We start from the raw sequence: 14,358 nt of genomic DNA on the forward strand, positions 1-14,358 counted from the left end.
GCTGCACACTTTTGCGCGACATCTTCAGGCGGCCTGGCCGAGCGCCTGCTCGGCCCCTTCGCCGCCCGACATCAGCACGACGCGCTCATAGCCCGCAGTCTGGAATTCCGTCATCAAGGTCACAAAGATAGTCTCGTCCATCTCCGGAAGGGAGAGGACGATCTCGACATCCCGGCTGCGCGTCAGCCGCGAGACGCCGGCAACATCGGCCGCACCGCATTCGACCACCACCAGGTCATAGGCGGCGGCGAGCGCATCGAGCAGCAGCGACAGCCGGTCGACACCGCGCATGGCGCGGCGCACGTCGCTCTGACCCTGCGGGATCAGATGAGCATCGGAAAGGCGATCGCCATGGATCGTGTCGCCGAAGGCGGCTTCGCCGCACAGCAGGTCGGTGATGCCAGCCGCGATCAGGTTCTCGGCCATCAGTTCTGTGGGATAACCGGAGCCGGTCATATCAATCAGAATGACGCGGCGGCCGGCATCGGCGAGCATGCGCGCCAACGCAACCGTCGCCGCCGAGCCATTGTCACCAGTTGGGGATATGGCAATTGCCAGCGGCGCGCGGCTGCCCGTGAGGTAGTCCGCAACCGAGGCAATGGAAAATTCATTGTCGTCCTCCGGCGCCTCTTCGGCGGCCGCCGTTTCTTCGATCACGTCCTTTCCGTCATCCTCCGTGACAACAGCGAGCATACTCGGCTGGACGGGCCTTCTGACGGCAGCGACACCCGGGGCGGCCTGCGGCACATTCTTGTCTTCGGCGACCGTTTCCGCCTCGAACCTGTCACGGGACACATCGACGGCACGAAGCGCCCGGCCGCTGAAGAGTTCGGCGAGCATGGTGACGATGGCGCTCAGGATCAGCGTCGCGACGGCCGCGACGACAACGATGGGCACCACCTTCGGGAAATAAGGATCGACCGGTTCGATGGCCCGAGAAACGATACGGGCGTCCGCCGGGCTGGAATTGCTGTCGGCGCGCGAGGCGGCCTCGCGGTAACGTACCAGATAGGTTTCGAGCAGCTGGCGCTGAGCGTTTGCCTCGCGCTCCAGCGCGTTGAGGCCAACCTCGTCTTCGCCGGCACGGGCGCTGTTGGCCTGAACCGCGTCCTTTTGGCGCTCGAGCTCGCTTGCGCGGAGATCGGCAACCTTCGCCTCGTTTTCGATGCTTGCCAAAATCTTCTGCGTCTCTTGACGGATTTGGCCGCGAATATCGGAGAGCTGGGCGCGCAGGCTCTTCAGCCGGGGATGACTGTTGAGAAGGCTGGTCTGCAGATCTGATATTTGCGACTGCAGGCCCGATTCCGTCGCCTTCAGCCGCTGGATCGCCTGGGAAGACATGATGTCAGGCAACGTATCGGAGGCTTCACCCGATGACAGCGCATTGCGCACCGCCTGCGCCCTCGCCTCGGCATTGGCCTTGTCGCCCCGCACGCGGGTGAGTTCTGCGGAGATGTCATTAAGCTGCTGGGCGGGGAATGTGGTCGTGCCGTTCGTTTGCAGCAGACCGTGGTTGGTGCGATATTCCGCCACCTTCTTCTCGGCCTCGCCGACCTTCTGCCGCAGGTTTTCGATCTCCGGCTCAAGCCAGCGCGTCGCTTCCGAATTGGAGGCGAGCTTGGCGCCGCTCTGGGTGGAAAGGTAGACATTCGCCATAGCGTTCGGGATGGCGGCTGCGAGCTTCGGATCCTTCGACGTGAAATTGATGCCGATGACGCGCGAACCCGGCACCTGATAGACCTGCAGCCGCTCGACGAAAGCGTCGATTACCCGTTCTTCCGGCGGATTCTCCATCGGGTTCTTCTTCAGATGCAGCTTCACCAGGATGCTGCTCATCGCCGAGCCGTTGGCGGCATCGTCGAATTCCGGCAGATTGTAGAGCTTCAGGTCGTTGATCACCTTCTTGAGGAGATCGGCCGATTGCAGGAGTTGCACTTGGCTCGCGATGTTCAGCTCGTCCATCAGCGGCCCGCCAGCTTCGTTCGCCTGCTGGGTGCTGGCGAAGGCTGGCGCGCGCGGTTCAATGAGGATGCGTGTTTCGCTGCGATATTGCGGCGAGATGATCTTGGCGCCGGCAAAGGCGACGCCGGCTGCCGCGAGCGTGATCGTCAGAATCCTGAGCCGGCGCGCCCAGACGGCGCGAACCAACTGGCCGAGGTCGATATCCACATCCTGATCACGCACTACGCCGGACATGCTCTTACTCCACAACAAAGGTGCCGCAAGCGTAAACGACCATGGTAACGCAACGGTTAATTCGATCTCGCCAAGAAATAGAGGAGATCGGCAAAGAATTGGGGAATTGCCATGTGCCTTTTACCGGGCATTAACCCTAACGGATCGATAACAGCTGCACCAAGTTCATTTTCTGTGAGCACAAGCGGATGTCTGTCGCCCCGCCCAAAATCCTTTTGGCCCTGAGCCTTGCAGCCATAACGGCAGCATTGGGCGGCTGCACGACGTATAAGCCGGCTCCGAAAGCCTTCAACGAGGCGACCATCCAGCCCTATACGCTTGATAGCGGAGACCGGCTGCGCATCACCGTGTTCGACCAGCAGAGCCTGACCAATACCTACACCGTCGATCAGGCCGGTTATATCGCCTTCCCCCTTATCGGTCAGGTCCCTGCCCGCGGCCGAACCCTGCAGCAACTTTCAGGGCAGATCGCTCAGAAACTGCAGCAGGGCTATCTTCGCGATCCCGATGTCACCATCGACGTCGACCGCTACCGCTCGATTTTCATCATGGGCGAAGTCGGCCAACCCGGCCAATATGCCTATGTTCCGGGCATGACCGTGCAGAACGCCATCGCGGTTGCCGGCGGCTTCTCCAGTCGCGCCAATCAGAGCATGGTCGACGTCACCCGCAAGATAAACGGACAGGTGCTGACCGGCCGCATCAACATATCCGGCCCGATCATCGCCGGCGACACGATCTACGTTCGCGAACGGCTCTTTTGAGCAATGGCAAGAGAGAGGCCGCTCCGCATTCTGCACTGCTTCAGATCGCCGGTCGGCGGGATTTTCCGCCATGTCCGCGATCTGGTTGAGGAACATAGCAAGGCCGGTCATCACATCGGCATTCTCTGCGACAGCTCGACCGGCGGCGAGCACGAGGACAGATTGTTCGATGATATCCGTCCATATCTGTCTCTCGGCCTGACGCGCGTGCCGATCCGCCGCTCGGTCAGCCCCTCCGATATCGCGACGATGTGGGATACGTACAAGAAGATTAAAAGTTTGCGGCCGGACGTGCTGCACGGGCACGGCGCCAAGGGCGGCGTGCTCGCGCGACTTGCCGGCTCAGCCCTGCGGGTGAACAGGTATCGCGTAGCCCGCCTCTATACCGCGCATGGCGGAAGCCTGCATTATTCGCGCTCCTCATTCACAGGACAGTTCGTCCTCAGGATGGAGCGCCTGCAGGAATACTTCACCGATGCGCTGGTTTTCATCTGTGAATACGAGCGCGACACCTATGCCCGCAAGGTGGGCATGCCGCGGACGAAGACGAAACTGATCTATAACGGCATCGGAGAGCGTGAATTCGAGCCGATCCACACCCGGTCGGATGCTGTGCATTTCATCTATGTCGGGATGCTTCGGGACCTCAAGGGTCCCGATCTGTTTGTCGATGCCTTCGCCAAGACCGAGCGACTGCTTGGCAGGCCGCTTTCGGCGCTGATGATCGGCGACGGACCTGACCGCGATCGCTACCGCGAGATGATGATCGAACGCGGCCTCGGCAAACGGATCGGCATGTTGCCGGCAATGCGCATCCACGAGGCCTTTGCCATGGCGCAAAATCTCGTCGTCCCCTCTCGCGCCGAAGCCATGCCCTATATCGTGCTCGAAGGGTTGGGGGCCGGCAAGACGATCATCGCCAGCCGCGTCGGCGGCATTCCCGAGGTGCTCGGCAAGGACAGTCCGGCTCTTGTCGAGCCCGGCAATTCCGACGATCTCGCCCGCGTCATGGCGGAAGCGCTCAGCACGCCCGGCTGGCACGCCAGAACAATGCCGTCGCATGAGGCAGTAAAGGCCGTGTTTTCCTCGACCGTGATGGCGCGGGATGTCCTGCAATTATACCATGAGCTCGTCGGTCCCGCCGCCGAACAAGCAGTGTTCGTTACCCCGTAAATATTTCTTAGGGGCTTTCTGGTATTTCGCTTGCTGACAACGAGCGACAAAACCCCATGAACAAATTGGAAAAAAGCGATCAATTCGACGTGGAAGCGCTGCGCAAGCAAATTTCCGAGATCGAGGCGCACCGCAACGCAGGTCAGGCGCACTCCGCCGAACCGATCGAAATCAACCCCTATGCCCGGCAGATTGCCGAACAGTTCCGCGACGGCACCCGTTCGCCCGTCATTATAATCGGCCAATTGCGGCTGCTGGAATTCCTGGCACTGTTTTCGATTGCCCTGATCGTCCACTACTTCTGGCCGGGCGACGGCAGCGATCCTCTGCTGGTGCGGGTCGGCATGGCGGCGATCGCTTCAGCCGCGACCGTCGTCGCCCTGCAGCTTGCCGACACGTACACCATTCCCGCGCTCCGGGCGAAGCTGCGGCTGATGCCCCGCATTCTCGCCTCCTGGACGATCGCGCTTGTGCTGACCATCGGCCTGTTCGCGCTCATTCGTGGCACAACATGGGCGATGGTCGATGCCTATGTCCCGTGGTTCGCCGCCGGCGTGCTCTTTCTCGCGACCGAGCGTTTCCTCGTCGCGTACGGCATCCGCAACTGGGCGCGCAACGGCATCATGGAGCGGCGCGCCGTCATCGTCGGCGGCGGCGAACCGGCCAAGGAGCTGATTCGCATCCTCGAACAGCAGGCCGACAACGACATCCGGATTTGCGGCATCTTCGACGACCGCGGCGAGAAGCGCTCGCCGATCATGGTCGCCGGTTACCCGAAGCTCGGCACCGTGGCGGAACTCGTCGAATTCGTGCGGCTGACGCGCATCGACATGCTGATCATCGCCCTGCCGCTTTCGGCTGAGGCGCGCATCTTCGATCTCCTCAAGAAGCTCTGGATCCTGCCGGTCGATATTCGGCTTGCGGCGCATGCCAACCGGCTGCGCTTCCGGCCACGCGCCTATTCGCATGTCGGCGCTGTGCCGATGCTCGACATTTTCAAGGTGCCTATCCGCGACTGGGACTCCGTCGCCAAACGCGGCTTCGACATCTTCTTCACCCTGGTCGCGCTTGCGCTGCTCTGGCCGCTGATGGCTGCAACCGCGATCGCCATCAAGGCGACCTCGGAAGGTCCTGTCTTCTTCATGCAGAAGCGTCACGGCTTCAACAACGAAGTCATCAACGTCTTCAAGTTCCGCTCGATGTACACCAATATGGCCGACCCCTCAGGCAAGGCCGCGGTGACCAAGGGCGATCCGCGCGTCACCCGTGTCGGAAGGTTCATCCGCAAGACCTCGATCGACGAGCTGCCGCAGCTTTTCAACGTGCTGCGGGGAGACCTCTCGCTGGTCGGTCCGCGTCCGCATGCGGTTCTTGCCCAGGCGCGCGACCGCGCCTTCGCTGATGTCGTCGAAGGTTATTTCGCCCGCCATCGCGTCAAGCCTGGTGTGACCGGTTGGGCGCAGATCAACGGCTGGCGCGGCGAGGTCGACAATGACGAGAAGATCAAGTTCCGCACGGCCTACGACCTCTATTATATCGAGAACTGGTCGCTCTGGTTCGATCTCAAAATCCTATTCCTGACTCCGGTCCGGCTGTTCAACACGGAAAATGCCTATTGAGCACGATCGAGGCGACATATTCGCGTGTCGCCCAGCCGCGGCGGACAACGCTGCGGCTGATCGGCTCGGCCTTCGTCGCCTTCGGCGTTTTCCTCTCCGGCTTCGTCATCGATGAGCCGGCGCCCTATGAACTCTGGATGGCGGGGCTGATCGGCCTCTGGTTCATCCTTGGTCTCAGGATTTCGCGCAGCGTCGCGCCGTTGCTTGCGCTGCTGCTCACTTTCAATATCGGCGGCATGCTGTCGCTGACGCAGATGAAGGATCTTGCGACGGCGCCGATGTATATCGCCGTCTCGATCTTCCTGGCGCTGACCGCGGTTTTCTACGGGGCGATCATCGAGGACAGCCATAAGCGGCTGCCGCTGATCTTCAACGCCTGGACCCTGGCTGCCGTCGTCACGTCGGCGCTTGGCGTGCTCGGCTATTTCCACGCCTTTCCGGGCTCGGAACTGTTCACTCTCTATGACCGCGCCAAAGGCGCGTTCCAGGATCCGAACGTCTTCGGCCCCTTCCTGGTGCCGCCGTCGCTCCATCTCATCCACGGCATTCTGGTCGGCGATCTGAAGAAATCGCCATTGAAGGCAGCCGCCCTTCTCGTGATTGCCCTCGGCATCTTTCTCTCCTTTTCCCGCGCCGCCTGGGGTCTCTTTGCGCTCGGCGTGGTGCTCTTGATTTTCATCATGCTGCTGAAGGAGCGCAGCGGCGCCTTCCGCTTGCGCGTGCTGATCCTGTCACTGGCGGCTATCATCATGCTGGTCGCATCGCTGCTCGTGGCGCTGCAGATTCCGAAGGTCGCAGAGTTGTTTTCGACACGCGCCCAGCTCGTGCAGCAGTATGACGGCGAACATCTCGGTCGCTTCGAGCGCCACAGGATCGGTTTTACCATGATGATGGAGCGCCCGCTCGGCATCGGTCCGCTCGTGTTCGGCACGATGTTTCCCGAGGACGAGCATAATATCTGGCTGAAGTCGCTCACCTCCTATGGCTGGATCGGCTTCGTCAGCTATGTCGGAATGCTCCTTTGGACGCTCATCCTGGGTTTCCGGAACCTGCTTCACGACCGGCCGTGGCAACCCTTCCTGATGATTGCCTGGATCTCCGTTCTCGGCCATGCGGCGATCGGCAATGTCATCGACATCGACCACTGGCGGCATGTCTATCTGCTCTTCGGCACGGTCTGGGGCTGCGCGGCGCTGGAAGCGCGTCACAGGCGCGGCCGAAATCTCGTCGGAGCGGCTTGAAGCCTTGCCGCCGATGGCTTGGGCTGCCTATTTCGTCGTCCCGGCCGTCAAGCCGGCGATGAACCGCCGCTGGAAAATGAGATAGGTCAGGATGAGCGGGGCAATGACGATCACCGCCCCGGCGGTCAGAACCGGCGTGTTGACGGTGTAGCGCCCCTGGAAAAACAGCATGCCGAGGGGCAGCGTCCGATAGGCATCGTCGTTCACCAGAATGAAGGGAATCAGAAACTCATTCCAGGTCCAGATGAACAGGAACAGCGCCAGCGTCGACATTGCCGGCACCATCAGGGGTACGACGATCTTGCGAAGGATATAGAAGCGCCCGGCGCCGTCGAGGACCGCCGCTTCGAGAATCTCTTCGGGCAATTGCTGCATCGCGCTGGCGAGGAAGATCGTCGAGAATGGGATCGACATCGCGATCTGCGGCACGATCACGGCGGCATAGGTATTGATCCACCCCAGATACCGCATTTCATAATAAAGCGGGATGATGAAAGCCTCTGCCGGCACCATCATGCCGAGCGTCAGGATGGCAAACAGCATACGCCTGAGCGGGAAAGACAGAAAAGCGAAGGCGAAACCCGTCAGCAGGCCCAGAAAGACGCTCGCGGCGACAACGGGTATGACGACAATAATCGAATTCCAGAAGTAAATGTTGAAATGCCCGGCATTCCAGGCATCAAGGTAATTTTCGAAGTGCGGATATGCCGGCAAGGCGAACGCACCCTTCAGGACGTCGGCCTTGCTCTTTATTGACGTCAGCAGCAGAAGCAGGAATGGCGTGATCGTGACGAATGCGAGAAGCCAGAGGAGAATGCGAAGAGGGACCGTGGTAACGGGGATATTGGACGAACGCCTCATCACGCCACCCCTTTGTTCTGCGAGCCGACAAACCGGTGAATTGCATAGTTGATGATGAATGTCAGGGCCGCGCCGACAATGGCGATGGCCGCTGCCGCGCCGAACCGATTGAGCTCGAAACCGAGCTGATACATGTAGATGTTCGGCACGAGCGTGGCGTTGGCGGGCCCGCCGCGGGTCATTGTAAAAATCAGGTCGAAACTTTTGATCGACGCGATGACCGTCAGCAGCAAAACCACCCTGATCTCCGGCATGAGAAGCGGCAGCGTTATCCAGAAAAATGTCTTTCGCGCCGAAGCGCCATCGACTTTCGCAGCATCAAAGAGCGAGGGATCGATGCGCTGAATTCCCGTGAGGAAGATCACCATGCAAAAACCGAAGAAATACCAGGTCGCAACGATCCCGACGGCGGGAAGCACGAAGTTGAAATCTCCCAGCCAAGGGAGTGCGAACATGCCCAAGCCCACCGCTCTCAGAAACTGGTTGAACGGGCCGAATGCAGGATTGTAGAGCCATGCCCAGATGATGCCCAACACGGCAGTCGGCATGATATATGGGAGGAACAGGAATGTCCGCAGGGCGAGCTGTTCCCGTTGCTTCAGATTCCAGACGCAGGCGGCAAGACCTATGCCAAGCCCGAGCGGTAGGACGCAGTAAAAAATCATCAGCTCGGCATTGTTGCGCAAGGCGATGTAAAAACGATCATCGGAAAAGAGATCGACGTAATTGCCGAAGCCAACCCACTTGGGCACGGTCAAGCCGTCCCAACTGGTCAGGCTCAACCCCAAAGCCGCGACAATCGGCCCGAAAACAAAGGCCGCGTATAGCAGCAATCCGGGGAATAGATAGATCCAATTGGTATGTTCGGAGCCATCAAGTGGGGAGCGCTTCATTCCGGTACTCCATGAAGCCAAAGCTATCGTCGTCGTGCAGCAAGCCTGAGACGCGGTGCTGATTTTCTTGAGATGATGTCGACGAGACGCAGGCCGCGAACGGTCGCGGCCTGCGTCCGCGCCATTTATTTTTGACCCTTCAGGTAAGCCTGATAATCCTTGTCCATAGCGTCGACAAAGGCTTCAGGCGTGATCTTGCCGGACAGGAGAAGCGGCGTGTTATCGTCGATTGTCTTCAGCATCGTCGGGCTCGACCAATCGGGATAGTGGCCGAGAGCGTCGTTGGCGTTGAGCGTCTTCCACATCTCGATGCCGGAACTCAGCAGCGGCGTGAGCTTTGGCTTCGCATCCGCCGCAAGCGACGTTGCCGGAAGATAGCTGGCATTTGCCCAGGCTTCGGCAGCTTTTTCCGAGACCATGTAGTCGATATATTCACCGGCCAGGTCCTGCGTTTTCTGGTCTTTGGCAAGGCTTGTTATTGCCCAGGCAAGATCCACGCCTCCGACGCTCAGCGGCTTGGTGCTGCCTTTCGGGGCAGGAATGGCCATGAAGCCGATATCCTGGTTGTGCTGCATATCACCGAAATACCATGTTCCCGAGATCAGGAAGGCGCCCTGCCCCGATATGAAGAGCTGGACGGCGTCGTCACCCGAAATGCCCTCGAAACCCGGATAGAAATAGCCGCCCTGCGCCCACTTCTGCACCAGTTTTGCGGATTCGATGTTGCCCTTGGTGTTCCAGGAGCCGCCCCTGCCGTAGATCAGATCATCAAGCTCGGCGCGATTGCTTGCGTCGATATGGGCTTGATCGATGGCGCCAATCATGTGGAGGGCGAGATGCTGCTTTGCGCTGCCCATCATGAAGGGCGCAACGCCCTTTTCCTTCAGCTTGTCGAGATCGGCCAGGAGTTCCTCGAAGGTCTTCGGCAGCGCTATGCCGGCATCGTCGAGGATCTTCTTGTTGTAGTAGAGGCCAACGATCTCGGCGAGGCCTGATATGCCGTAGGTCTTACCGACGCCAAACTTTGGCCCATCCCAGCGATCTCGCGCCAGCACGGAATCAGACTGCCGCTTATCCCAGCTGTATTTCTTGATGTAGTCGTCAACCGGCAGGAGCAGCCCTTCCTTGACCATTGCGCCCATGTCGCCGGCGCCCTGGTTGACTTTCGTGACGACCGGGCCGTTCCCTGCCGAAACCGCAAGCTTCAGCGTCAACTTCATGTCATCGAAGGTGCGGGCGGTACGTTTGATCGTAACGCCGGGATGCGCAGCCTCGAAGTCCTTGTTCAATTGCTCGATGACCGCACTCTGACCTTCATAGGTCTGGTCGTCCCATACAGCCAGATCGTCAGCGCGCGCCGCCGCCGAAAGGCTGAAGCTTACAAGCGCCGCGCCGGTCAGCGCGACAGCTGCTTTCCATTGGCTTGCCGACAGAATGTTGATCGATTTCACGCTACTTCTCCTCTGTTCCACCTTTATTCGGTTTATTCTCCACTCCCCGTTCAGGCCGGGCGCCACGCACCGGCCGAACGTTTTCTTCCCTCAGAGCTTTGCCGGGCTGGCGAATCTGAGGTAATCGTCAATGCATCAGCCTTTCTCGCGGCCTGAAATGACAAAGCGCCACGCAGGAGGTGGCAACGTGATGGACACCAATTGCTTCATCCGTCCGGCGATTGATGCGGATATCGACGCCCTTTTCGACATCTGCCTGAAAACCGCGAATGGCGGACACGATGCGAGCGCGCTTTACAGCGACCCGCATCTGCCGGGCTACATCTGGTCGGTACCCTATCTCAAATTCGCCAAAGACTTCGCCTTTGTTCTTGTTCAGGACGACCGCCCGGTCGGCTATGTCGTCGGCACGCCGGATACCAGCGCGTTCGACAGAGACTTGCAGGCAAACTGGTGGCCGTTCGTGCGCCGGGAGATCGCGGGCCTGACGCCCGCCCGTCCTCGCGACGCCGACGTGATCGAGCGAATTCACAATCCCCGCAGCGGAACGGCGTGGCTTCAAGACCAGTACCCCGCGCATCTCCACATCAATATTCTTCCCGGGCGTCAGGCAGCCGGCTGGGGACGCAGGATGATCAGCACCGAGCTTCAGGCGTTTAGGAATCATGGGGTCGGAGCCGTACATCTCGGCGTCGATCCGAACAACGAACGCGCCAGAGGCTTCTACCGCCACCTCGGCTTTTCGGAATTCGAACGGGATGGCGGCGTCGCCTTCGCAATGCGGATCGACTAGGGATTCGGCTAGAGCCGACGACGCCGTAGAGTTCATGACATCGGCTCCGCATTTGCGGCGTCCAGCCCATATTTCAGAACCACCGCCGCCGGCATGGCGCTCCAGCCCTGAAGCAGCGACCCGCGCCCGTAAGGCGGCGAGAAATATTCCACCGCACCGATCCAGCCATTGTCGAGGCAGGTTTCCCACCAGCGTGTCAGCGCGTAGCGGGCGCCTCCAAGTCCGAGACGCAGGCGTTCTTCGGCATAGGCGCCGTCCCAATAAGGCCAGTCCGAGCCGTTATGGTAGCGGTAGGGAAAGGCGGTCTTGGATCGCAAATCGCTTTGCCGCTTGAATGGCGGATAGGCGCACATCACACCCCAACTGCCATAGGGCTGCTCCTGATTGTGACGCGTTTCCAGCCTGGTTTCAAACGCTCTCAGGAGGCCGACAGCCCTCTCCTCTGAAATAGCACTAAATCGCGATAAGGTCAGACTGTCGAGAGCCACATGATCCTCGACAAAAGAGCCAGGCGTTCCGTAGTCGAGATATCCTCCCGTTGCCGGCACGAAGAGCTTGGCTTCGATTTCCCGGCGAGCAAGTATTGCGGTCTTGCGCGCATGTCCGGCAAGGCTCGGATCGTGCCCCTCGCCCAGTCTCGCCACCGCATCCATCGCGCCGACGAAGAGGCCGAGATCGTAGGAGACAAGGCCGTCACGGAAGACATTGTCGGCCCAATCTCGGTCGTTGCGCGGCTTCAGCGGCAGAACGCTGTCGGGACCGGCCAGACTGATATAGCGATCCATGATCGCCCTCACTGTCGGCCAATGAAGCTGCACTTCGGCCGCGTCTTTCGTAACGCCGAAATAGTCATCCAGAAACAGAATGAAGAAAAGCGGACTGTCGAAGTGGTCGCTCCACCAATCCTGCGGACGGTTATGGTACTCCGGAACCGCTCTTTTGTGGTTTTTGGGATTGGCCTTGCAGTCGGCGACGAAGCGCTGCCAGGCATCTGATTGCGCCGGTCCCGTCAGAATAACGCCGCTCGGGGCCTCTCCGTCGGGCTGGATTCCCTTGGCGAGCAGCCGGATCTCGTCGCGCACCGCCTCCGGAGCAAGCGTCAGAAGAGGCTGCATCGTCCAATAGCCGTCGCGGTAATAGGTCCGCGCCGGAGCGCTATAGGCCTGCCCGGCGGCAAGGCCGGCGAAGGCGCCATTTTCGTCGCGCCTTATGCTGGAAAGGGCCGCATGTATGCCCTGGCTGACCATGCTGCGCATCAGCGGGTCGGCCTCAGGCATCACATCGCAACGCGCCACATATTCCGCGGCTTCGGTGATAATGGCTTCACTGGTGAGATCGAGCGCTCTCTCGGCTTCGTCTCTCGAGGCGCCGCCGGCAATCCGCAGATCGGAATCTCGAGCCTCCACGATAAGGGCGCCCCAGCCCATTTCGAAAATCTGCCGATCAGCGCTGCGGGACACCTTCGCTTTCGCGTCTCGCCCATCCGGCTCGTGCCACCAGGCGCAACGGCGCGCTGGATAGACGCCCTGCAGGCTCACTCCACTGATCAGCATCACCGGCAGCGACTGCGCGACAAAAACGCCGCCCTGTTTCGAGACGAGCCGGTTCGGAGCGTAGATATAGGGGCCGGTGATCGGAGAAAACCGCACACGCCCCAGGCTGCCGGCACCCCAAAGGGCAAGATCGGCATATCCGTCCGGATGAACATCCGCCTGAAGGCGTGGCGCCATTATAGGCAGCAAGACACTGGCGTCGGCTGAAAGCTGCCCGTCGGTCGAAGGCTTTATCATAGACAGGTCCCCGACAGCCGCGTTGAGGAACCCGCAGAATGCGAAACGGAGAGACAGCCGAACCAGCCTGAGCCGATTCCTCTTCGGGCGATCTTGGCGCGTGCGCGCCGACCCAGACAATATGTACGGTGCATACTTGTCCTCGACCCTCTTTCAATCGCGCATTTGATTACGCGTTGATCCCAGCCTACAGGCGGCTCCTCTTTTGTCAAGGACGTAGACAAATTGTCAGCTTCCGTGTACTGAACTCGACTATGGAGATGAGGGTTGAGGACTAAACCCATCATTTCGCCGTGGTTGAGAATCGGACCGACCTTACATTAGGGATACACCTCGAACTAATTGGAACGAGCAGCCGGATGGCAACGACGTCGTCTATCGTACAGACTCCCATCGCCAGAAAAATCTCGACCAACACGGTGATCCGGACCGTGTTAGCCAAGGGGAAGATCTCTCGCGCCGATATTGCCAAGCTGACCGGCTTGTCGAAACAGACGATTTCCGATGTCGTGCGCGATCTTGAGGATGATGGGTGGCTGAAACCTGTCGGGCAGACCGATGGTCGCCCCGGCCGGAATGCGATCATCTATGAAATCAACGCAAGCGCGGGCCTCGCGGTCTCCATCGATCTCGGAGGCACCAAGATCGCTGCGGCTATCTGCGATCTGTTGGGTAACGTCGTTGCGGAAACCAACGTACCCACCGACCCACGCGGCGGACCGCATCTCGTTAGCCAGTTCAGCGACCTGATCACTCAACTCGCGCTTGCGGCGGGCACGACTGCCGACAAGCTGCGCCTCGTCGTTCTCGGCAGTCCCGGCGTCCTCGATCCGGCTACTGGACATATCAACGTCGCGCCGAACATTCCCGGCGTCGACGCAATGGATCTGCGGCAAGCGTTCAGCGACAAGATGGGCATACCGGTGATCATCGAAAATGACGTCAACCTCGCCGCGCAAGGAGAGAGATGGCGGGGACACGGCGTCGAGGTCGGCAATTTTGCTTTCGTGGCTCTTGGGACGGGCGTCGGCATGGGCATTATCGCCAATGGCGCGCTGTTGCGCGGCGCGCGCGGCGCAGCCGGCGAAATTGCCTATCTTCCACTCGGCGGCGATGCTTTTGATCCAGGCGGTTTTACGCTGGGAACCTTCGAGAGCGCGGTCGGCAGCGTCGCCATGCTGCGGCGCTATACCGGTTTCGGCGGGCGCAACGCCTCTACCGTGGCCGACCTCTTCGCTGCGTTCAATGCAGGCGAAACGAGCGCCATCGCCGCAATCGAAGAGACGGCGAGGCTGGTGGCGATCGCTATTGCCGCCATCGGAGCAACTCTCGACCCGGAACTGGTGATCACCGGCGGCAGTATCGGTGCAAGGCCGGAGCTCGTAAATGCCATCCGCGCTTTTCTGCCGCGTTGCACCCCCTACCCGCCGCGCATCGAGATCAGCCGCTTCGGCAACCGCGCCGCTCTCATGGGAGGCATGGGTATCGCCGTCGAGCGCATGCATGACGATCTGTTCGGTGTAAAATTGCAGGACGCTTGAAGATCGCAGCAGCTCGCAATCAGCCGCTGCGCCACT

Annotated in this window: 11 protein-coding genes; 6 read left to right on the forward strand and 5 right to left on the reverse strand. The window is 60.3% G+C overall.

The window, feature by feature from the left end; translation table 11 throughout:
* Positions 1 to 24 precede the first annotated feature (24 nt).
* Positions 25 to 2,196 (reverse strand): GumC family protein, encoded by a 2,172-nt coding sequence (locus GGD53_RS01845; RefSeq protein ID WP_184453028.1) that lies wholly within the window; start codon positions 2,194 to 2,196, stop codon positions 25 to 27.
* A 188-nt stretch (positions 2,197 to 2,384) separates the two neighbouring features.
* On the opposite strand from GGD53_RS01845, the gene GGD53_RS01850 reads away from it, so the two are divergent.
* From GGD53_RS01850 to GGD53_RS01865, 4 genes are read left to right on the forward strand one after another with little or no spacing between them, the layout of a single operon-like run.
* A complete protein-coding gene (locus GGD53_RS01850; protein ID WP_085777743.1) occupies positions 2,385 to 2,960 on the forward strand; it encodes a polysaccharide biosynthesis/export family protein in 576 nt (191 codons plus the stop codon).
* Between the two features lie 3 nt (positions 2,961 to 2,963).
* Positions 2,964 to 4,133, forward strand: a complete 1,170-nt coding sequence (locus GGD53_RS01855) for a glycosyltransferase (protein ID WP_184453030.1) — start codon at positions 2,964 to 2,966, stop codon at positions 4,131 to 4,133.
* Positions 4,134 to 4,189: 56 nt separating this feature from the next.
* On the forward strand, positions 4,190 to 5,752 hold the full coding sequence (locus tag GGD53_RS01860) for an undecaprenyl-phosphate glucose phosphotransferase (protein ID WP_184453032.1): 1,563 nt from the start codon (positions 4,190 to 4,192) through the stop codon (positions 5,750 to 5,752).
* Entirely contained in the window at positions 5,749 to 6,993 is a 1,245-nt protein-coding gene (locus GGD53_RS01865; protein ID WP_184453034.1) for an O-antigen ligase family protein, read from the forward strand. Before GGD53_RS01860 ends, GGD53_RS01865 begins: the two co-directional genes overlap by 4 nt.
* Before the next feature lie 27 nt (positions 6,994 to 7,020).
* Here the strand turns inward: GGD53_RS01865 and GGD53_RS01870 are convergent, their stop codons facing one another.
* The 3 genes from GGD53_RS01870 to GGD53_RS01880 all read right to left on the reverse strand — a co-directional run bounded on the left by GGD53_RS01870 (position 7,021) and on the right by GGD53_RS01880 (position 10,219).
* Complete coding sequence (locus GGD53_RS01870) at positions 7,021 to 7,854, reverse strand: carbohydrate ABC transporter permease (protein WP_184453036.1); 834 nt, start codon at positions 7,852 to 7,854, stop codon at positions 7,021 to 7,023.
* The gene (locus GGD53_RS01875; protein WP_184453038.1) at positions 7,854 to 8,747 is read right to left on the reverse strand and encodes a carbohydrate ABC transporter permease; all 894 of its coding nucleotides are present in this window, start codon (positions 8,745 to 8,747) and stop codon (positions 7,854 to 7,856) included. The genes GGD53_RS01870 and GGD53_RS01875 overlap by 1 nt, the downstream gene beginning before the upstream one ends.
* 125 nt (positions 8,748 to 8,872) lie before the next feature.
* Positions 8,873 to 10,219, reverse strand: coding sequence for an extracellular solute-binding protein (locus tag GGD53_RS01880; RefSeq protein WP_184453040.1), 1,347 nt, complete (start codon positions 10,217 to 10,219; stop codon positions 8,873 to 8,875).
* A 169-nt stretch (positions 10,220 to 10,388) separates the two neighbouring features.
* On the opposite strand from GGD53_RS01880, the gene GGD53_RS01885 reads away from it, so the two are divergent.
* Positions 10,389 to 10,991: a GNAT family N-acetyltransferase gene (locus GGD53_RS01885; RefSeq protein WP_184453497.1), complete on the forward strand. Its 603-nt coding sequence runs from the start codon at positions 10,389 to 10,391 to the stop codon at positions 10,989 to 10,991.
* 32 nt (positions 10,992 to 11,023) lie between these two features.
* Here the strand turns inward: GGD53_RS01885 and GGD53_RS01890 are convergent, their stop codons facing one another.
* Positions 11,024 to 12,781 (reverse strand): glycogen debranching protein, encoded by a 1,758-nt coding sequence (locus GGD53_RS01890; RefSeq protein ID WP_184453042.1) that lies wholly within the window; start codon positions 12,779 to 12,781, stop codon positions 11,024 to 11,026.
* A 359-nt stretch (positions 12,782 to 13,140) separates the two neighbouring features.
* On the opposite strand from GGD53_RS01890, the gene GGD53_RS01895 reads away from it, so the two are divergent.
* Positions 13,141 to 14,322, forward strand: coding sequence for an ROK family transcriptional regulator (locus GGD53_RS01895; protein WP_184453044.1), 1,182 nt, complete (start codon positions 13,141 to 13,143; stop codon positions 14,320 to 14,322).
* The last annotated feature ends 36 nt before the right edge of the window (positions 14,323 to 14,358 follow it).

The organism is Rhizobium aethiopicum (assembly GCF_014197535.1).
Taxonomy (GTDB): domain Bacteria; phylum Pseudomonadota; class Alphaproteobacteria; order Rhizobiales; family Rhizobiaceae; genus Rhizobium; species Rhizobium aethiopicum_A.

What these genes read in the sequence shown, in the direction of transcription:
- GGD53_RS01845 (WP_184453028.1), bottom strand. Translation starts at nt 2,196, where the DNA reads ATGTCCGGCGTAGTGCGTGATCAGGATGTGGATATCGACCTCGGCCAG.
- GGD53_RS01850 (WP_085777743.1), top strand. Translation starts at nt 2,385, where the DNA reads ATGTCTGTCGCCCCGCCCAAAATCCTTTTGGCCCTGAGCCTTGCAGCC.
- GGD53_RS01855 (WP_184453030.1), top strand. Translation starts at nt 2,964, where the DNA reads ATGGCAAGAGAGAGGCCGCTCCGCATTCTGCACTGCTTCAGATCGCCG.
- GGD53_RS01860 (WP_184453032.1), top strand. Translation starts at nt 4,190, where the DNA reads ATGAACAAATTGGAAAAAAGCGATCAATTCGACGTGGAAGCGCTGCGC.
- GGD53_RS01870 (WP_184453036.1), bottom strand. Translation starts at nt 7,854, where the DNA reads ATGAGGCGTTCGTCCAATATCCCCGTTACCACGGTCCCTCTTCGCATT.
- GGD53_RS01875 (WP_184453038.1), bottom strand. Translation starts at nt 8,747, where the DNA reads ATGAAGCGCTCCCCACTTGATGGCTCCGAACATACCAATTGGATCTAT.
- GGD53_RS01885 (WP_184453497.1), top strand. Translation starts at nt 10,389, where the DNA reads ATGGACACCAATTGCTTCATCCGTCCGGCGATTGATGCGGATATCGAC.
- GGD53_RS01890 (WP_184453042.1), bottom strand. Translation starts at nt 12,781, where the DNA reads ATGATAAAGCCTTCGACCGACGGGCAGCTTTCAGCCGACGCCAGTGTC.
- GGD53_RS01895 (WP_184453044.1), top strand. Translation starts at nt 13,141, where the DNA reads ATGGCAACGACGTCGTCTATCGTACAGACTCCCATCGCCAGAAAAATC.